At 66.2% G+C, this 16,907-nt stretch carries 19 protein-coding genes; 9 read left to right on the forward strand and 10 right to left on the reverse strand.

Annotated elements, in window-relative coordinates:
• Genes GNX71_RS03495 through GNX71_RS03510 form a run of 4 tightly spaced genes read right to left on the reverse strand, consistent with a single transcriptional unit; the run spans window position 1 to window position 3,329 of the window.
• Window positions 1-1,281 (reverse strand): TRAP transporter large permease subunit, encoded by a 1,281-nt coding sequence (locus GNX71_RS03495; protein WP_206177036.1) that lies wholly within the window; start codon window positions 1,279-1,281, stop codon window positions 1-3.
• Window positions 1,278-1,853 carry a TRAP transporter small permease gene (locus GNX71_RS03500; protein WP_206177037.1) on the reverse strand — a complete coding sequence of 192 codons (576 nt, stop codon included), beginning with the start codon at window positions 1,851-1,853 and terminating at the stop codon, window positions 1,278-1,280. Before GNX71_RS03500 ends, GNX71_RS03495 begins: the two co-directional genes overlap by 4 nt.
• Entirely contained in the window at window positions 1,850-2,305 is a 456-nt protein-coding gene (locus tag GNX71_RS03505; protein ID WP_206177038.1) for a type II 3-dehydroquinate dehydratase, read from the reverse strand. Before GNX71_RS03505 ends, GNX71_RS03500 begins: the two co-directional genes overlap by 4 nt.
• Before the next feature lie 25 nt (window positions 2,306-2,330).
• Window positions 2,331-3,329: a TRAP transporter substrate-binding protein gene (locus tag GNX71_RS03510; protein ID WP_206177039.1), complete on the reverse strand. Its 999-nt coding sequence runs from the start codon at window positions 3,327-3,329 to the stop codon at window positions 2,331-2,333.
• Between the two features lie 154 nt (window positions 3,330-3,483).
• Between GNX71_RS03510 and GNX71_RS03515 the strand changes: the two genes are divergently transcribed.
• Both GNX71_RS03515 and GNX71_RS03520 read left to right on the forward strand, forming a co-directional pair.
• On the forward strand, window positions 3,484-4,266 hold the full coding sequence (locus GNX71_RS03515) for an IclR family transcriptional regulator (protein ID WP_206177040.1): 783 nt from the start codon (window positions 3,484-3,486) through the stop codon (window positions 4,264-4,266).
• A gap of 60 nt (window positions 4,267-4,326) precedes the next feature.
• Window positions 4,327-5,316 carry a TRAP transporter substrate-binding protein gene (locus tag GNX71_RS03520; protein WP_206179330.1) on the forward strand — a complete coding sequence of 330 codons (990 nt, stop codon included), beginning with the start codon at window positions 4,327-4,329 and terminating at the stop codon, window positions 5,314-5,316.
• Between the two features lie 6 nt (window positions 5,317-5,322).
• On the opposite strand, the gene GNX71_RS03525 is transcribed toward GNX71_RS03520, so the two are convergent.
• Window positions 5,323-6,120 carry a fumarylacetoacetate hydrolase family protein gene (locus GNX71_RS03525; protein ID WP_206177041.1) on the reverse strand — a complete coding sequence of 266 codons (798 nt, stop codon included), beginning with the start codon at window positions 6,118-6,120 and terminating at the stop codon, window positions 5,323-5,325.
• A 143-nt stretch (window positions 6,121-6,263) separates the two neighbouring features.
• On the opposite strand from GNX71_RS03525, the gene GNX71_RS03530 reads away from it, so the two are divergent.
• Window positions 6,264-7,199 carry an AraC family transcriptional regulator gene (locus GNX71_RS03530; protein ID WP_241027151.1) on the forward strand — a complete coding sequence of 312 codons (936 nt, stop codon included), beginning with the start codon at window positions 6,264-6,266 and terminating at the stop codon, window positions 7,197-7,199.
• On the opposite strand, the gene GNX71_RS03535 is transcribed toward GNX71_RS03530, so the two are convergent.
• Entirely contained in the window at window positions 7,156-7,608 is a 453-nt protein-coding gene (locus tag GNX71_RS03535) for a hypothetical protein (RefSeq protein ID WP_206177042.1), read from the reverse strand. The two genes, GNX71_RS03530 and GNX71_RS03535, sit on opposite strands and share 44 nt — an antisense overlap.
• 92 nt (window positions 7,609-7,700) lie before the next feature.
• Window positions 7,701-7,904, reverse strand: coding sequence for a hypothetical protein (locus GNX71_RS03540; protein ID WP_198786422.1), 204 nt, complete (start codon window positions 7,902-7,904; stop codon window positions 7,701-7,703).
• A 220-nt stretch (window positions 7,905-8,124) separates the two neighbouring features.
• On the opposite strand from GNX71_RS03540, the gene GNX71_RS03545 reads away from it, so the two are divergent.
• Window positions 8,125-8,700, forward strand: coding sequence for a thioredoxin family protein (locus GNX71_RS03545; RefSeq protein WP_206177043.1), 576 nt, complete (start codon window positions 8,125-8,127; stop codon window positions 8,698-8,700).
• Between the two features lies 1 nt (window position 8,701).
• Window positions 8,702-8,830 carry a hypothetical protein gene (locus GNX71_RS33665; protein WP_277401883.1) on the forward strand — a complete coding sequence of 43 codons (129 nt, stop codon included), beginning with the start codon at window positions 8,702-8,704 and terminating at the stop codon, window positions 8,828-8,830.
• Between the two features lie 13 nt (window positions 8,831-8,843).
• Here GNX71_RS33665 and GNX71_RS03550 read toward each other — a convergent pair whose 3' ends face one another.
• The 3 genes from GNX71_RS03550 to GNX71_RS03560 all read right to left on the reverse strand — a co-directional run bounded on the left by GNX71_RS03550 (window position 8,844) and on the right by GNX71_RS03560 (window position 12,156).
• Entirely contained in the window at window positions 8,844-9,587 is a 744-nt protein-coding gene (locus GNX71_RS03550; protein WP_013539189.1) for a response regulator, read from the reverse strand.
• Between the two features lie 142 nt (window positions 9,588-9,729).
• A complete protein-coding gene (locus tag GNX71_RS03555) occupies window positions 9,730-11,061 on the reverse strand; it encodes an epoxide hydrolase (protein ID WP_206177044.1) in 1,332 nt (443 codons plus the stop codon).
• Window positions 11,062-11,208: 147 nt separating this feature from the next.
• Window positions 11,209-12,156 (reverse strand): LysR substrate-binding domain-containing protein, encoded by a 948-nt coding sequence (locus GNX71_RS03560; protein ID WP_206177045.1) that lies wholly within the window; start codon window positions 12,154-12,156, stop codon window positions 11,209-11,211.
• A gap of 156 nt (window positions 12,157-12,312) precedes the next feature.
• On the opposite strand from GNX71_RS03560, the gene GNX71_RS03565 reads away from it, so the two are divergent.
• From GNX71_RS03565 to GNX71_RS03580, 4 genes are all read left to right on the forward strand, one after another.
• Window positions 12,313-13,338 (forward strand): tripartite tricarboxylate transporter substrate binding protein, encoded by a 1,026-nt coding sequence (locus GNX71_RS03565; RefSeq protein WP_206177046.1) that lies wholly within the window; start codon window positions 12,313-12,315, stop codon window positions 13,336-13,338.
• Between the two features lie 2 nt (window positions 13,339-13,340).
• A complete protein-coding gene (locus tag GNX71_RS03570; protein WP_206179332.1) occupies window positions 13,341-14,822 on the forward strand; it encodes a M81 family metallopeptidase in 1,482 nt (493 codons plus the stop codon).
• A 132-nt stretch (window positions 14,823-14,954) separates the two neighbouring features.
• Window positions 14,955-15,371 (forward strand): organic hydroperoxide resistance protein, encoded by a 417-nt coding sequence (locus GNX71_RS03575; protein ID WP_206177047.1) that lies wholly within the window; start codon window positions 14,955-14,957, stop codon window positions 15,369-15,371.
• A 113-nt stretch (window positions 15,372-15,484) separates the two neighbouring features.
• Window positions 15,485-16,846: an ATP-binding protein gene (locus GNX71_RS03580; RefSeq protein ID WP_206177048.1), complete on the forward strand. Its 1,362-nt coding sequence runs from the start codon at window positions 15,485-15,487 to the stop codon at window positions 16,844-16,846.
• Window positions 16,847-16,907 lie beyond the last annotated feature (61 nt).

The following is a 16,907-nucleotide window of genomic DNA, read 5'->3' on the forward strand; positions in this document are numbered from 1 at the left end:
TCAGCCTCCGAACCACCGCGCCGGCGCGATCACCAACTGCGGAAACGCCACCATCACGAACAGGATGGCGAACTCCGCGATCATGAAAGGCACGACGCCGCGCGTGACATCGTCCATCGATATCTTCCCGACGCCCGCCACCACGTTCAACACAGTCCCCACCGGCGGCGTCACCAGTCCGATCGAGTTGTTGATGATGAACAGCACGCCGAAATACACCGGATCGATGCCCGCCGCCTTCACCACCGGCATGAGCACCGGCGTGAGGATCAGGATGGTGGGCGTCATGTCCATCGCGGTGCCCACGACCATCACGATCACCATGATCGCGACCATCAGCAGGATCTGGTTGCCCATGAAGGGCTCCAGCAGGCCGACGATCTTGGAGGGCAGGTCGGCCACCGTGATGAGCCAAGCGCTCACCATCGCCGCGGCGATCAGGAACATCACGATCGCGCTCGTCTTGGCCGCACTCACGAAGATGCCGTAGAGGTCGCGCCAGGTGATCTCGCGGTAGATGACGGTCGACACGAAGAGCGCATACACCGCCGCCACCACCGCGGCCTCGGTCGGCGTGAAGACGCCCATGCGCAGGCCCACCAGGATGATCACCGGCAGCATCAGCGCCCAGATCGCCTTGCGGAACGTGACGAAGATCTCGGCCGACGACTTGCGCGGCGGCGGCACGATCTTTTCGCGCCGCACGAGCCAGGCCCAGGTGAGCCACAGTGCGGCACCGATCAGGAGGCCGGGCACGATGGCCGCGAGGAACAGCTTGGAGATGGACACGTTGGCCGCCACGCCGAAGATCACGAGGCCGATGCTGGGCGGAATCACCGGCCCGATCACGCCAGTGGCCGCGATGAGGCCGGCGGCGCGCGGCTTGTCGTGGCCGGCCTTCACCATCATCGGCAGCAGCAATGCGGTGAGCGCTGCGGCATCGGCCACGGCCGAACCCGAGAGCGCCGAGAGCAGGCAGCCGGCCATGATGGTCACGTAGCCGAGGCCCCCCTTCACATGGCCGACCACCGCGAGCGCGAAGTCGACGATGCGTTTCGAGAGCCCGCCCACGTTCATGATCTCGCCGGCCAGCATGAAGAAGGGAACGGCCAGCAGCGGAAAGCTGTCGGCCCCGCCGATCACGTTCTGCGCGAGGATCTGCGCGTCGAACAGGTCCAGGTGCCACATGAGCGCCACGCCGCTCGCGAGCAACGCGAACGCGATGGGAATGCCCATCGCCATGGCAAGGAGGAGCGAGCCGACAAAGACGAGGATGGTCATTTGCGCGCTCCCTGAACACTGCCCTGGTCAGCGCCCTGGCTGCCGAGGATCTGCTGCAGCTGCACCGCCTCTTCGGACTCCTGCACCATCACGAGATCGCTCTCGGCGATGCGTCCCATGAGCAGGCGCAAGAGGTCGAGCGCGAGGATGAAGCCTGCCAGCACCGAGAACACCACGCCCGAGGCATACACGATGGCCATCGACGCGCCGGTGACCGGCGCGGTCACGTCCCAGTTGATGCGCGCCTGCGCGACGCTGCCCTGGAACAGCAGCCACACGATGTAGAGCATCACCAGGTGGCCGACGGCCAGGCAGATCTTCTTGCCGATGGGCGGCAGCTTCTGCACCACCATGTCCACGCCCAGGTGGCCGTGCTCCTTGAGCGCCACCACTGCGCCCAGGAAGGTCATCCAGATGAAGAGCCAGCGCGAGACTTCTTCCGACATCGTGATGCCGGAGTTGAAGCCGTAGCGCAGCACCACGTTGCCGAACACGAGCACCACCATGACCGCGAGCGCGGCCGCGATCAGCGCCTCGATGCCGGTGCAGCACCGGTCGATCCAGCGGTTCATGGCGCAGCCGCGGCCAAGGCTTGCTTCTGCATCTCGACCAGCGCGCGCAGCGCGGCCAGGTACGACAGCGGGCCGAGCCCCTGCACCGTGCCCTTGACCGCCGGAGAGATGATCGAGTGCGCGCGCCATGCCTCGCGCGCGGCGATGTTGGACATGTGCACCTCGATGGTCGGGAAAGGCATCGCCTTGATCGCATCGTGCAGCGGCACGCCGTGCTGTGTGAGGCCCGCGGGGTTCACCAGCGCGCCTTGTGCATCGTCGATGTGCGTGTGCAGGAAGTCGATCAGGTCGCCTTCGTGGTTCGACTGGATCGTCTCGAGCGTCACGCCGAGTTCGCCCGCGAGCGCCTGCAGCTGCGCGTTGATTTCGGCGAGCGTGGTCTTGCCGTAGATGTGGGGTTCGCGGCGGCCGAACAGGTTGAGGTTGGGGCCGTGGAGGACGAGGATCTTCATGGGGAGCTTCGGTGAGGGGCTTTGCTTACTTGCGGATGCGGGCGAGTTCGTCGTTGTAGAGCTTGACGATGGCGGGGTCGTACTGCGCGGCGAACTTGTCGATGACGGGCTTGGCAACGGTGCGCATGCGGGCTTGCTCGGCGGGCGTGAGTTCGTTGAACTGGGCACCCTTGGCCTGCAGGTCGCCCACCGCCTTCTGCGCTGCGGCGCGGCTCACTTGCCGCTGATACCCGCGCGCCTCGTTGGCCGCGTCATTCATCATCTTCTGCTCGACGGGCGTGAGCGAGTCCCAGAACTTCTTGCTCACCAGCACGATGTTGGCCGCGTAGACATGGTTCGTGGCGCTCACGAACTTCTGCACCTCGTAGAACTTGTTCGAGAGGATCACGGCGTACGGATTCTCTTGACCGTCCACTGCCTTCGATTCGAGCGCGCCATACAACTCTGCAAAAGGCATCGGCACCGGATTGGCCTTGAAGGCCTTGAAGGTCTCCAGGAACACCGGGTTCGGAATCACGCGGATCTTCAAGCCTTCGAGGTCCTCGGGCTTGGTGATGGGGCGCTTGCTGTTGGTGACGTTGCGAAAGCCCAGGTCCCAGTAGCCCAGGGCGACGAGTCCCTTCTCGGGCAGCTTGGCGATGAGGGCCTGGCCCAGCGGCCCATCGAGCAATGCATCGGCCTGCGCGAAGGAGTTCACCGAGAAGGGGAAGTCGACAAGGCCGAACTCCTTGACGATGCCCGCGAGCGACGTGGTGGCCGGCGCCGACATCTGCTGCACGCCGCCTTGCAGGGCCGATTGCTGCTGCATCTCGTTGCCCAGTTGGGAGGCGGGGAACTCCTGGACCTTCATCTTGCCGGCGCTCTTGGCGGCGAGCAGTTCTGCGAATCGCTTGACGCCGAAGCTCACGGGGTGGTCGGCGTTGTTCAGGTGGCCGAAGCGGATCACGCGCTCCTGCTGCGCCCACGACGGGGCGGCAAGACCGACGCAGAAGCTGGCGATGGCAAGCGTACGAAGAAGTTTCACAAGGGGTCCTCAGGAAGAGATGGAAAAACCGGACTGGGCGCGATCATAGATTTGGTTGGAAAGCGTTTCCACTATGGAAATCCCTTCCCTCTATCTGTTACGCTCCGCCGGGCAAGATCACCGGCATCTGTCAAACGAACTTCGAAAGAGCGATATGAGCGGGATACTGGAACGCAGCTTCAAGGTGCTGGAACACCTGGCCGAACATCCGAAGGGCTGTGCGCTCTCGACATTGGCTGGCGAATTGGAGATTCCGCTGAGCGCGTCGCATCGCCTCCTCACGGAGCTGATCCGCTGCGGCTACGTGCGGCAGGACCCGCGCGACGGGCACTACGTGCTGACCATCAAGCTCGTCTCGATCAGCCTGTCGTTCCTGAGCCGTTCGGGCATCGTCGACATTGCCCAGCCCTTGCTCGACCAGCTCGCCTCGACCTCGGGCGAACTGGTGCGGCTGGCCGTGGTCGATGGCGACGAGCTGACCTTCGTGGCCAAGGCGCAAGGCGCCACGCGCGGCCTGCGTTACGACCCGGACATGGGCCTGTCGGTCAACCTCTCGTGCAGCGCGGCCGGCCATGCATGGCTCTCGACGATGAGCGAGGACGCCGCCACCGTGCTCGTCGCGAAAAAGGGGCTGGGCACGCCGCAGGACTACGGCCCCAAGGCGCCCACCTCCATCAAGGCCGTGATGGCCTACGTGAAGGCCGCGCACCAGCGCGGCTTCAGCATGATCAACGAAGTGTTCGCGCCGGGCATGACGGCCATGGCGGCGCCGGTGCTCGACGCCGGCGGCACGGCGATCGGCGTCGTCACCATCGCGGGTCCGCTGATCCGCCTGACGCCGCAACGGATGGAGGCGCTGGGACCGGCGCTTCTTCAGACCGCCGAAGACGTTGCGCGTGCCAGCGGCGCATCGGCGCTGTTCAAGAAAAGAGCCTAGACCGGCTCACATAAAAGAAGGAGACAAGCCATGAAGAGAGATTCGATTCGCAAGCTCGCGATGCTGGCCGCGGTCGCGGCCGCCGCCGTGTTCGCCACCGGCGGCGCGTTCGCACAGGTCAAGGAGCGCACCCTCAAGTTCGCGTTCCAGAACCAGACCGGTCACCCGCAGGCGCAGGGCGCGCAGAAATTCGCCGACATCGTCGCGGCGAGGTCCGGCGGCAAGATCACGGTGAAGCTGTTCGCGGGCGGCTCGCTCGGCGGCGACCTGCAGACGGTGTCGGCGTTGCAGGGCGGCACGGTCGAGATCACCGTGCTCAATGCCGGCATCCTCTCCGCGCAGGTCAAGGAGTTCGCGGCCTACGACTTTCCGTTCCTCTTCAACAGCGGCAAGGAAGCGGATGCCGTCACCGACGGCCCCTTCGGCCAGAAGCTGATGGCCAGGCTCGAAGACAAGGGCCTGCACGGCCTGGGCTACTGGGACCTGGGCTTTCGCAACCTCACCAACAGCAAGCGGCCGATCGTGAAGGCCGACGACATCGCGGGGCTGAAGATCCGCGTCATCCAGTCGCCGATCTACATCGATCTCTTCAGCGCACTGGGCGCCAACGCCACGCCGCTGCCGTTCCCCGAGCTCTATCCGGCCCTCGACCAGAAGGCGGTCGACGGGCAGGAGAACCCGAACACCACGATCCTCTCGTCCAAGTTCGCCGAGGTGCAGAAGTACATCACCCAGACGCGCCACATCTACAACCCGCAGGCGCTCCTGATCAGCAAGAAGACCTGGGACGGCATGAGCGCGGAAGAAAAGAAGATCATCACCGACGCCGCCACCGAATCGACCGCGTTCCAGCGCCAGGCCTCGCGCGGCGCGGCCGACAGCGCACTCGATGCGCTCAAGAAGGCGGGCATGACCGTCTCCGAACTGCCGCCCGAAGAAATGACCAAGCTCCGCGCGAAGGTCAAGCCCGTCATCGACAAGTACTCGGCCTCGGTGGGCGAAGCCACCGTCAAGGAACTGATGGCCGAGATCGAGAAGGCGCGGAAGTAAGCCTGTTCAGACGATCCGCACCGACAGGTTCGGCAACCCGTCGATGTGGATCTCGATCAGGTCCCCGCGCACCACCGGCCCCACGTTCTCGGGCGTGCCCGAATAGATGATGTCGCCGGGCATCAGCTCGAAGGCCTGCGACAGGCGGCTGATCTGCTCCGCGACCGACCAGATCATGTACTTGAGCGTGGCGTTCTGCTTCGTTTCGCCGTTCACCTTGAGCCAGATCGCGCCGTCGGCGAAATGGCCGACCTTGGCTACCGGATGGATCGGCCCGATGGGTGCCGAGTGGTCGAAGCTCTTGCCGATTTCCCACGGCTTCTTCTGGTCGCCCATCTCGCGCTGCAGGTCGCGGCGCGTCATGTCGAGGCCCAGCGAGTAGCCGTACACATGGTCGAGCGCGCTGCTCGCGGGAATGTTCTTGCCGCCCTTGGCCAGCGCGACCACCAGCTCCACCTCGTAGTGGTAGTTCTTGGTGAGCGTCGGGTAGGGGTGGTCGGCCACCTTGCCGGGCATCACGACCTGGATCGCGTCGGCCGGCTTCTGGAAGAAGAAGGGTGGCTCGCGCGTCGGGTCCGAGCCCATCTCGCGCGCGTGGGCGGCGTAGTTGCGGCCGATGCAGTAGATGCGGCGCACCGGATACACCTGCTCGCTGCCGACGATCGGCACGGTCGATGCCGCGACGTCGAAAGGCGTGGATGCCGTGCGCGCGGCGCCCGCGGGCAGCGCGCAGCCGGCGATGGCGCCCGTGGCCATGGCGGCCGAGCCGGCCAGCAGGCCGCGGCGTGATGAGGGGCTGGACATGGTCTGTCTCCTTCTGGTTGTGTTCTGAAAAGCGAGTGATCCATTCTGGGATCGCACACCGCCAGGGCGCCGCACGCATCTACGCAAAAACAGGACGCAAGCAACATCTTCGGAGCCAGTCCCGCCCTCGTTACCATCGCGCCATGCCGGCTCCCCCGTCCAGCTCCCGCCTCTACGGCATGCAGGAGCGCGCGAACCATCTCGACTTCGACATCCGCTTCGAAGGCGCGCGCGACGTGCTCGCGCGTCCGCACCGGCACGAGTACTTCCAGATCCAGGTGAGCATCGAAGGCGGCGATCAGCAACTCATCGGCGGCGCGGTGCGGCCGTTCCGCGCGGGGCACCTGAGCTTCGTGCTGCCGTACCGCGTGCATGTGGTGCCGCATCCCGTGGGCGCGCGCTACGCCATCGTGAATTTCGACCAGGGCTTTCTCTGGCCCGAACTGGCCGTCGAGCCACTGGACCTCGAGGAAGTGTCCGTTGCACAGCATCCCGAACTCGCGCCGTTCCTGTTCCAGGAGTACGTCGACTTCTCTTTCGACGAAGCGGATTTCACGCGCATCCTGCGCTGGCTCGACGAACTCTCCGTGCTCAATCGCGAGCGCGGCTTTGCCACCACGGGCGCGATCCGCGGCATCCTGCTGCAACTCATCGCGCTGGCCTGCCAGAAGCACGAGGCGGCGTTGCTCGAACAGGCCGCGCGCCACAGCGGACGCAGTTCGCGGCGCGACGCACTGCAGCGCGTGATGCGCTACGTGCGCGAGCACCTGAGCGAAGAGATGTCGCTCAACGATGCGGCCGCCGCGGCGATGCTGTCGCCCAACTACCTCGCGCACCTGCTCAAGAAGCAGACCGACCGCACCTTTACCGAACTCGTCACCGAGCGGCGGCTGGAGCGCGCAAAGGAACTGTTGCTGACCTCCAGCATCCGCATCGGCGACATCGCGCTGCAATGCGGCTTCAGCGACGCCGACTACTTCAGCCGGCGCTTCCGCCAGCAGATCGGCGTCACGCCGCGGCAGTTCAGGCAGGGCCTCAGTTCACCGGCCGCGGCCGCCGCTCGAACATCGGCACCGTGACGCCCTTGGCTTCGCTGCCATCGGCTTTCCACGCCGCCGTGCCGGGCGGGAACTCTTCCTTCCGGGTCATCGCATCGACCTTGCTGGCGAGCAGTGCAACCGACTCCTTGACCTCGGGGTTCCACGCGAAGACGCCGACCTCGCCATACCAGACCACCGGCGTGTCGGTGCCGAGGCGCCGGTCGGGGCAGAGGGTGAAGCGGCGTTGGGCCAGCACGCGCAGCGGGCCCACGCCGATGGCGCGCACGCCCGGCGATGTGCGCTCGGTGGAATGGCCGGGGCAGATCTGCGCTGCCCTGGCGATGGCGTTCTCGTACACCTGTGCGTCGCTTTGCGCGTGGGTGTTGAGGGCGACCAGGGCAAGGCCCAGGGTGACGCCCAAGTGGCGCCAGGGGTGATGTGGCTGCACTTCATTTCCTCCTGTCGTTGTGATGATCTGGCAAGGCCGATCCCGCGCGTTGCGTACAGGACGCGTCGTGCGATGCAGGCGATGCGCCGGCTTCAATGCGCGCCGGCGGCGATGTTGCGTATTTCGCTGTGCAGGGCGCGCTGCCCCGAAGCCAGCGCGGCTTCGTAGCTGTCGGCCGGATCGAAGGCGCTGCGAAGGACGGTGGGGTTCGCGCCGTTCGCATCGGTTTCCAACAGCCGCCAGACAAACGAGCCGGGCACCGGCTCGTCGATGATGAGTTCGATCGGATGTGTCATGGCTCGACGATGTTCCCTTGGGGATCGGGTGTCTGTAGGCCAAGTCTGAATTTTTTCGGGGTTCCTGCAGGGGTGGAATCCGCCGCGTTGTGAAACGTAGTGTGTTCGGTTTCAAAGCCGACACAGAGGCATACGCAATGTGTGCCCGAGGGGTGGGCAGCGGCGAACAATCCGCTCGTTCTTTCGCCAACCCTCCCACTTCCGTGTCCAGGAAATCATCATGAGCATCCGATCCAATGCAGTTCTCGCCGTTGCGGCGATCGCGGCCTCCGTGGCCGTTCTCACCTTCGCCGCGCCGCCGCCCGGTGGCGACGTTCCCGCGAGCGCCGCGCAGCAGGCGCCCGAATTCCAGAACATCGACAAATGGCTCAACTCCGAGCCGCTGAAGCTGCAGGAGTTGCGCGGCAAGGTCGTGCTCGTCGACTTCTGGACCTACACCTGCATCAACTGCCTCAACCACCTGCCGTACGTCAAGGAGTGGAACGAGAAGTACAAGGACAAGGGCCTCGTCGTCGTGGGCGTGCACACGCCGGAGTTCGCCTACGAGAAGTCGACCAAGAATGTGCAGGACGCGATCAAGCGCCTGCAGATCCAGCACGCCGTAGCGCAGGACAACAGCTACGGCACCTGGAAGGCCTTCAACAACCAGTACTGGCCCGCGGTCTACCTGATCGACAAGCAGGGAAAGATCGTCTATTCGCACTTCGGCGAAGGCAGCTACGGCACCACCGAGAAAAAGATTCAGGCACTGCTGGCCGAGCCGTCGCCGGTGGCTGCTGCCGCTGTCGGAGGCTGACATGAAGAAGCTCTGGTTCGCGCTTCTCTTCTTCGCGGGCGGCTTCGCCCACGAAGTGCGCAACCCGGTGAGTTGTCAATGCATCACGGCCCGCGAATTCGTGGGTCGCCGCAAACGCGATCGATCGTGAATGGGCGGGACGCTCAGTCGTCCCGCGCTTCGACGGCCGAGGCGAAGACATAGCCTTCGCTGCGCACCGTCTTGATGTAGCGCGGCTCCCGCGCATCGTCGCGCAGGCGCTGGCGCAGGCGGCTCACCAGCAGGTCGATCGAGCGCTCGAAGAGCTCCGCCTCACGGCCCTGCGTGAGGCTCAGCAACTGGTCGCGGCTCAGCACCTTCTGCGGATGGTCGAGGAACACGCGCAGCAGCCGGTACTCGGCGCCGCTCAGCGCCACCATCGTGCCGCTGTCGTCCAGCAGGTGGCGTGCCACCGTGTCCACATGCCAGTCGCCGAAGGCCAGCTTCTGCGAGGGCTCGACCGCGCCCATGTTCGGCGGCAGCATGCGCGTGCGCCGCATCACCGAGCGGATGCGCGCGAGCAGTTCGCGCGCCGAGAAAGGCTTGGCCAGGTAGTCGTCGGCGCCCATCTCGAGGCCGAGGATGCGGTCGGCCTCCTCGCTGCGCGCGGTGAGCATCAGGATCGGCGTGGCCTTGTACTTGCCGGTGCGCAGGTCGCGGCAGAGCGTGAGCCCGTCTTCGCCCGGCAGCATCAGGTCCAGGATGATCAGGTCGAAGGGCCCCGACTCCTCCAGCGCCGCGCGCATGTGCCGGCCGGTGGGCACCGCCACCACGCGCAGGCCGTTCTTGACCAGGTAGGTCGTGAGCAGTTCGCGGATTTCCCGGTCGTCGTCGACGATGAGGATGTGGTCGGAGGTCTTGGGAGTCATGGCTGTGTAGGTGGTGTGAAGTGCGCCGCAGCCGCAATGTATCCCGCCTGCCGCGAACGGGCAGGGGGTTTGTATTCGCAAGTATCTGGCAGCGAGGGGCGCGACACTATGTTTCGCACCCCTCGGCCGGGTCAGCCGCTGTTTAGCGCAGCGACCTGAATGCGGCCCGGATTTCGACCGCGAACAGCTCCGGCTGCTCCCACGCCGCGAAGTGGCCGCCCTTGTCCACCTCGTTGAAATAGATCAGGTTGCGGTACGCGCGCTCGGTCCAGCTCTTGGGCGCGCGGTAGATCTCGCCGGGGAACACCGTCACCGCCGCGGGAATCGAGATGTCGACCGCGTTGAAGTTGTTGGCATTGTTCTCCCAATAGAGCTGCGCGCCCGAGGTCGCGGTCTTCGTCACCCAGTAGAGCGTGATGTCGTCGAGCATCTCGTCGCGGGTGAAGGCCTTGTCGGCATCGCCGCCGCTGTAGGTCCACTCGTTGAACTTGTCGTAGAAGAAGGCGGCCAGGCCCGCAGGCGAATCTTCCAGCGCATAACCCAGGGTCTGCGGGCGCGTCACCATCATGGCCGCGTAGCCGCCGCCCTTGGTGTAGAGGTACTTGAGCGATTCGAACGCGGCCTTTTCCTTCTCCGACAGGCCCGCCGGCGCAGGGTCGCCGTTGTTGAGCGCCTTGGCCACGTCCGGCGGCACGGTCGCGGGCATGTTCACGTGGATGCCCAGCAGCCCCTGCGGCGCCTGGCGCGCCATCTTGTCGGCCACCACCGAACCCCAGTCCCCGCCCTGCGACACATAGCGTGTGTAGCCCAGGCGCTTCATCAGCACGTCCCACGCGGTCGCGATGCGGTCGGCGCCCCAGCCGGTGCTTTGCGGCTTGCCCGAGAAACCGTAGCCGGGCATCGAGGGCAGCACGAGGTGGAAGGCGTCTTCCGCGCGGCCGCCGTGCGCTGTCGGGTCGGTGAGCGGGCCGATGACCTTCAGGAGCTCCATCACCGAGCCGGGCCAGCCGTGCGTGATGACCAGCGGCATCGCATCCGCATGGCGCGAGCGCACATGCACGAACTGGATGTCGAGCCCGTCGATCTCGGTGATGAACTGCGGCAGGGCGTTCAGGCGCTTCTCCACCTTGCGCCAGTCGTAGCCCGTGCCCCAGTAGCGCACCAGCGGCTGCAGCTTCTCGAGCCGCACGCCCTGCGTCTGGTCATTGACCGTTTCCCGGTCGGGCCAGCGCGTGGCCTGGATGCGGCGGCGCAGGTCGACGAGAACCGCCTCCGGCACATGGATGCGGAAGGGGCGGATCGACGTGTCGCCGGTCGGCGCGCGGGGCTTCGTCGTGGGGGGAACGTCGGCAGCGGCAGAGCCCGAACCTTGCGCGAAAGCCGGATTGGAAAGCAGGCCGAAACCGGCGGCACCCGCGACGGCGGTGGTGGCGAAGAAGTGGCGCCGCGTGGGCGCTGCAGACACAGAAGACATGGTGATCTTTCGTCGATTGAGGGTGAAGTGAAGAGGCCTTGCGGGCTGCCCGAATGAACGGACGGGCGCATCTTTGGCCGTGCTTCCCCTCTGCGATCCGCAGGCTGTATGCCTGTGTATCGACGCGAGAAATCCACACACTACGTTTCAACGGCGGCGTACTTTCTTCTTCGGCGTACGCGCGCCGCCGAACACCGAAAAGTTCTGCCGTATCTCCGCGAGCAGCCGCTCGGCAGCCACCGGCAACGGCCGTCCCTGGCGCACCATCAGCCGAACCTGTGCCGACTTGCACAGCGGATGCGCCAGGTCGAGCGCAACGAGGTGCCCCGCCTCGATCTCCGGCGCCGCCGCGAGCCCTGCGCCGATGAAGGTCACGCCATCGGTGCAGCGCACAAAGCGCTTGAGTCCAACCACCGAGTTGCTGCGCAGGCTCGGGTGCAGCTTCACATGTTCCGCGTACTCGAGCAGTTCCACGAGCCGCCCGACGCCGTAGCCCGGCGGCATCAGGCCCAGTGGGTAGTCGGCGATCTGCCGTATCTGCAGCGGACCCGCGATCTTCGTGAGTGGATGCCCCGCGCGCACCAGCAGCTTCGCGGGCGCGGCGGCGCTCGCGACGAACTGCAATTGCGCGTCGGACTGCGGGTTGTAGGCAAGACCGATGTGCGCCGCATCGCTCACCACCTCGGCGATCAACTCACTGGCGGGCAGCGCATCGAGCACCACCGAGAGCTTCGGGTGCGCCGCGCAGAACGGCGCGACCACTTGCTCCAGCAGCCCGTCGACAAAGCCTTCGCTCGCCACGATGCGCACCGTGCCCGCATCCATCGACTCGATCGCGCGCAGCCGCTCGGTGAGTTGTTCCTGGTGCGCCTGGCAGCCGCGCCAGTACTCGAGCAGGTGGAAGGCGGCATCGGTCGGTGCGACGCCGCGCGCCTGCCGCTCGAAGAGCAGCAGGCCCAATTCTTCTTCCAGCAATGCGACCTGCCGCGTGATGACCGAAGGCGCGGTGTTCAGCGCATCGGCCGCGCCGCGGATCGAGCCGTGAACCAGCACTTCGTGGAAGTACTTCAGCCGCTTCTGGTTGATGTCGCGCATGGCGTTCGCTCCTCGCAAGCGTTGCCGGATGGGCAACGAAGTGGTCAAAAAGTTGCTGTTGCTCGAACAGATGCTACGCCGAACAATTTGTTCCACGCGATTCCCCGCGTCCACCGCCGCTCCACACAGTTCGCAGTCTGGAAAGAAGAGGACCCCATGAGAGACATTCCGAAGACCCCCATCGCCCGCGCGTTCGCAGGCATCGCCGCCCTTGCGGCCGCGCTTCTCGTCAACGCGACGACCGCCGGCCCGGCATTCGCCGCGGAGACTTTTCCGTCCAAGCCGGTGACCATGCTGGTCGCCTTTCCGCCCGGCGGCCCCGCTGACGTGCTTGCGCGCGCCATGCAGCCGTCGATGGCGAAGCTGCTCGGCCAGCCGCTCATCATCGAGAACCTGCCGGGTGCGGGCGGCGCACTCGCCGTGCAACGTCTTCTGAGCAAGCCGGCCGACGGCTACACGCTCATCATGGGTTCGCCCAACGAGGCGATCCTCGCGCCGCTGTCCAACGCATCGGCGAAATACAAGCCCGAAGAGCTCGCGCTGATCGCGCCGATCTCCACGCATCCGCTGGTGGTGATGGCCCGCAACGACCTGCCGTACGCGTCGCTCGAACAGCTCATCGCCGCCGCGAAGAAGCCCGGCAGCCAGAGCCTCACCTTCGGCAGCCCGGGGCACGGCTCGATGTATCACATCGTCTCCGAATACCTCGCGCAGACGACAGGCGCCAAGCTGCTGCACGTGCCCTACAAGGGCGCCACGCCGATGATGCAGGACCTGGTCGGCCAGCAGATCGACATCACGATCCTGCCGAACCTGGGCGCGTCGATCCAGCTGCTCGAGAGCCACAAGATCAAGGCCATCGACGTGCTCGACACCCAGCGCATGCGCACGCTGCCCGATGTGCCCGCCATCTCCGAGAGCGGCATCGCCAGGAAAAGCGAGTTCGTGCATTCCATCTGGCTGGCCGTGATGGCCAAGGCCGGCATTCCGGAAGACCGGCTGCGCGTGCTGCTGGAGGCCTCGCAGCAAGCGATCCAGTCACCCGAGATGGTCAAGGCGCTCGCGCTCTCGGGCACGGTGCCGATGAAGCCGCAACCGCTCGCCGCCTCCGCGAAGTTCTACGCCGAGGAGACGGAGAAGTTCAAGAAGATGGCCCGTTCCATTCAACTGACTGCCCAATGATGATGAACATCCTCGTCGCCGGTTTCCAGCATGAGACCAACACCTTCGCGCCCACCGTGGCCTCGTACGACAGCTTCGTGCGCGGCGAAGATTTTCCGGGGCTCGTGCGCGGGGAAGACCTCTTCGGCCTGCTCAACGTCAACCTGCCCGCGAGTGGCTTTATCAACTTCGTGCGTGCGCAGGGGCATACCGTCATGCCCATCATCTGGGCTGGCGCGGGCGCTTCGGCGCATGTGACCACCGATGCCTACGAGCGCATTGCAGGCGAGATCGTCGAGGCGGTGAAGACGGCGTCGTTCGATGCGATCTACCTCGACCTGCATGGCGCGATGGTCGCGCAGCACCTCGATGACGGTGAAGGCGAACTGCTCGCGCGCATCCGCGCGGTGGTGGGGCCGCAGATGAAGATCGTGGTGTCGCTCGATTCGCATGCCAACGTCACCACGCAGATGCTCTCGCTCGCGGACGGACTGGTGGCTTATCGAACGTATCCGCACATCGACATGGCCGACACCGGCCGGCGGGCGGGGGAGTTGCTGCTTGCGCTCACTGGCAGCGACAGGCCGGCGCACCGTGTGGCACGGCGCGTGCCGTTCCTCATTCCGGTGAACAGCATGTCCACCATGATGCAGCCGGCGCGCGGCATGTACGACCTGCTCGAAGAGCTGGAGAAGGACGGCGTGCTCTCGCTCTCGTTCGCACCGGGATTTCCGGCCTCCGACTTCGCGGAGTGCGGCCCGGTGGTCTGGGGCTACGGCTTCGATGCGGCGCGTCTCGAGCGCGCCATCGATGCGCTGTTCTCCCGCATCTGTCATCCCGAGCACCAATGGTCTGTGCAATTCGAGGAACCCGATGCGGCGGTGCTGCGCGCGATGCAGGTCGCAGAGACGGCCACGCGCCCGGTGATCCTCGCGGACACGCAGGACAACCCCGGCGTCGGCGGCGACTCCAACACCACGGGCCTGCTGCGCGCGCTGCTCAGGCACGGCGCGCAGGACGCGGCGCTCGGCCTCATCTGCGACCCGGCCGCCGCTGCCGCGGCTCACGCGGCGGGCGTGGGCGCGTGGATCGACATCGGCCTCGGCGGCTGTCCGCAGGTCGAGGGCGATGCGCCGCTGCGCGGCTCGTTCCAGGTCGAAGCGCTGTCCGACGGCAAGTTCGTCTATGGCGGCCCGATGATGAACGGCAAGGCGTCCGACCTCGGGCCGATGGCGTGCCTTCGCATCGGCGGTGTGCGCATCGCGGTGAGCTCGGCCAAGGCGCAACTGCTCGACCGGAACATGTACCGCACCGTCGGCATCGCGCCCGAGCGGATGAAGATACTCGTGAACAAGAGCTCGGTGCACTTTCGCGCCGACTTCGCGGCCATTGCAGAAGAGATCCTCGTGGTGCGCTCGCCCGGGCCTTTCATCGCCGATCCGTCGCAGCTGCCGTGGAAGCACCTGGCCAAGGAAATGCGCACGCGCCCGCGCGACGCCGACTGAAATCCGCCCGGCAGTGAAACGTACTGTGTGAGTTTCTCGGGCAGATACAAAGGCATACGCAAGGTGCGCCGGGAGGGCGGGGGCGGCCCAACAATCCGGTCCGTTCCCAACCAACCCTTCCAAGGAAACACCATGACCGCCACCGAAAAGATCCTCTACACCGGCAAGACCCACACCACCGGCGGCCGCGACGGCGCCTCGACCAGCAGCGACGGCCGCCTGGACGTCAAGCTGTCGTCCCCCGGCGGCCCGGGCACCGGCACCAACCCCGAGCAGCTCTTCGCCGCCGGCTGGTCCGCCTGCTTCATCGGCGCGATGGGCCTGGCGGCCGGCAAGCTCAAGGTCAAGCTGCCCGCCGACCTGGCCGTGGACACCGAAGTGGACCTGGCCAACACCGACGGCGCCTACTTCCTCAAGGCCCGCCTGAACGTCAGCGTGCCCGGCATCGAGCGCGACGTGGTCCAGTCGCTGGTGGATGCGGCGCACCAGACGTGCCCATACTCCAAGGCCACGCGCGGCAACATCGACGTCACCATCAACGTGGTCTGACCGGGCGAACGACAGGGCCGAACGGGTAATGTTCCATGTCGCTTCTTGCTGCTGAACACACTGCGATACATGCGATGGGCTTTCCGGCCAGGCCGGGGTCTATAAACGAGGCCATGTCCACACCCGCCAGCCCCGTCGTCGTGAATCCACCTGCCAGCACCGCCGGCAGCCTGCGCCGCCTGCTGCCGCGATCGCTGTTCTCCCGCGTGACGCTGATCATCGTGGTGGGGCTGGCGATCGCCCAATTGCTGACCTTCGCCGCGATCCGCTACGAGCGCGACATGGCGATGCGCGAGCTGATGATGATCGGCATCGAGCGCGACATCGCCAGCTCGGTCGCCATCCTCGACCGCCTGCCCGCCGCCGAACGCCCCGCCTGGCTCGAGAAGCTGGAGCGGCGCAACTACCGCTTCGTGCTGGGCGGCATGGCCGAGGGCGTGACGCCCCAGTCGCTGCTGTCGCAGCAGTTCGCCACGGCCATCGTCGATGCGATGCGTCCGTTCGAGATCGTCAAGGTCGGCGAGGTGCCCCGGCCGCCCGAGGGCCTGCAGATCCAGGTGCGGCTGAACGACGGGTCTTCCGTGGTGGTCCATGCCATGCGGGTGGGCATGCCGGTGTCGCGCTGGGTGATGTGGCTGCTGGCGATCCAGTTGCTGGTGCTGGCCGTCTGCGCCTGGTTCGCGGTGCGGCTGGTCACGCGGCCGCTGGCCGACCTGGCCGCCGCCGCCGACGACCTGGGCCCCGACCTCAAGGCGCAGAAGCTCGCGGAAGAAGGCCCCACCGAGGTGGCGCATGCCGCGCGCGCCTTCAATGCGATGCAGCAGCGCATCGGCGGCTACATGTCCGAGCGCGTGGAAATCCTCGCGGCCATCTCGCACGACCTGCAGACGCCCATCACGCGGATGCGGCTGCGCACCGAGATGATGGACGACGAACACGACCGCACCAAGTTCCGCCAGGACCTGGACGCGATGAATTCGCTGGTGCGCGAAGGCGTGACCTATGCGCGCACCCTGCACGGCGCCACCGAGCCCCCGCTGCGCATGGACGCCGACGCGCTGCTCGAGAGCATGCAGGCCGACTACGAGGACGCCGGCAAGACGGTGCACCTCGAAGGCAAGGCGGGCGCGCCGATCGTGGGCCGGCCGAACGCGATGCGCCGCATCGTCATGAACCTGATCGACAACGCGCTCATCTTCGGCAGCGACGTGCGCGTGAGGGTGAATGCCGGCGACGGCCAGCTCTCCATCGCCGTCGTCGACAACGGCCCCGGCATTCCGCCCGACGAACTGGACGCGGTGCTCAAGCCCTTCTACCGCGTCGAAAGCTCACGCAACCGCAGCACCGGCGGCACGGGCCTTGGCCTGGCCATCGCGCACCAGCTGGCGATGGCGATGGGCGCCGAGCTGAAGCTGCAGAACCGCCCCGAAGGCGGACTGGAGGCACGCCTGACCATGCCCACGCGAATCACCTAGAGGATGCGTGCCGCGCACGCCGCGGCCGTTTCCGCCCACCTGCTTCCCCGCAACCCGCGGC

This window comes from Variovorax sp. RKNM96 (assembly GCF_017161115.1).
In the GTDB taxonomy this organism is placed as follows: Bacteria; Pseudomonadota; Gammaproteobacteria; order Burkholderiales; family Burkholderiaceae_C; genus Variovorax.

What these genes read in the sequence shown, in the direction of transcription:
- GNX71_RS03580 (WP_206177048.1), top strand. Translation starts at nt 15,485, where the DNA reads ATGTCCACACCCGCCAGCCCCGTCGTCGTGAATCCACCTGCCAGCACC.
- GNX71_RS03575 (WP_206177047.1), top strand. Translation starts at nt 14,955, where the DNA reads ATGACCGCCACCGAAAAGATCCTCTACACCGGCAAGACCCACACCACC.
- GNX71_RS03540 (WP_198786422.1), bottom strand. Translation starts at nt 7,904, where the DNA reads ATGACACATCCGATCGAACTCATCATCGACGAGCCGGTGCCCGGCTCG.
- GNX71_RS03555 (WP_206177044.1), bottom strand. Translation starts at nt 11,061, where the DNA reads ATGTCTTCTGTGTCTGCAGCGCCCACGCGGCGCCACTTCTTCGCCACC.
- GNX71_RS03530 (WP_241027151.1), top strand. Translation starts at nt 6,264, where the DNA reads ATGCCGGCTCCCCCGTCCAGCTCCCGCCTCTACGGCATGCAGGAGCGC.
- GNX71_RS03550 (WP_013539189.1), bottom strand. Translation starts at nt 9,587, where the DNA reads ATGACTCCCAAGACCTCCGACCACATCCTCATCGTCGACGACGACCGG.
- GNX71_RS03560 (WP_206177045.1), bottom strand. Translation starts at nt 12,156, where the DNA reads ATGCGCGACATCAACCAGAAGCGGCTGAAGTACTTCCACGAAGTGCTG.
- GNX71_RS03495 (WP_206177036.1), bottom strand. Translation starts at nt 1,281, where the DNA reads ATGACCATCCTCGTCTTTGTCGGCTCGCTCCTCCTTGCCATGGCGATG.
- GNX71_RS03565 (WP_206177046.1), top strand. Translation starts at nt 12,313, where the DNA reads ATGAGAGACATTCCGAAGACCCCCATCGCCCGCGCGTTCGCAGGCATC.
- GNX71_RS03500 (WP_206177037.1), bottom strand. Translation starts at nt 1,853, where the DNA reads ATGAACCGCTGGATCGACCGGTGCTGCACCGGCATCGAGGCGCTGATC.
- GNX71_RS03505 (WP_206177038.1), bottom strand. Translation starts at nt 2,305, where the DNA reads ATGAAGATCCTCGTCCTCCACGGCCCCAACCTCAACCTGTTCGGCCGC.
- GNX71_RS03525 (WP_206177041.1), bottom strand. Translation starts at nt 6,120, where the DNA reads ATGTCCAGCCCCTCATCACGCCGCGGCCTGCTGGCCGGCTCGGCCGCC.
- GNX71_RS03520 (WP_206179330.1), top strand. Translation starts at nt 4,327, where the DNA reads ATGCTGGCCGCGGTCGCGGCCGCCGCCGTGTTCGCCACCGGCGGCGCG.
- GNX71_RS03570 (WP_206179332.1), top strand. Translation starts at nt 13,341, where the DNA reads ATGAACATCCTCGTCGCCGGTTTCCAGCATGAGACCAACACCTTCGCG.
- GNX71_RS03515 (WP_206177040.1), top strand. Translation starts at nt 3,484, where the DNA reads ATGAGCGGGATACTGGAACGCAGCTTCAAGGTGCTGGAACACCTGGCC.
- GNX71_RS33665 (WP_277401883.1), top strand. Translation starts at nt 8,702, where the DNA reads ATGAAGAAGCTCTGGTTCGCGCTTCTCTTCTTCGCGGGCGGCTTCGCC.
- GNX71_RS03545 (WP_206177043.1), top strand. Translation starts at nt 8,125, where the DNA reads ATGAGCATCCGATCCAATGCAGTTCTCGCCGTTGCGGCGATCGCGGCC.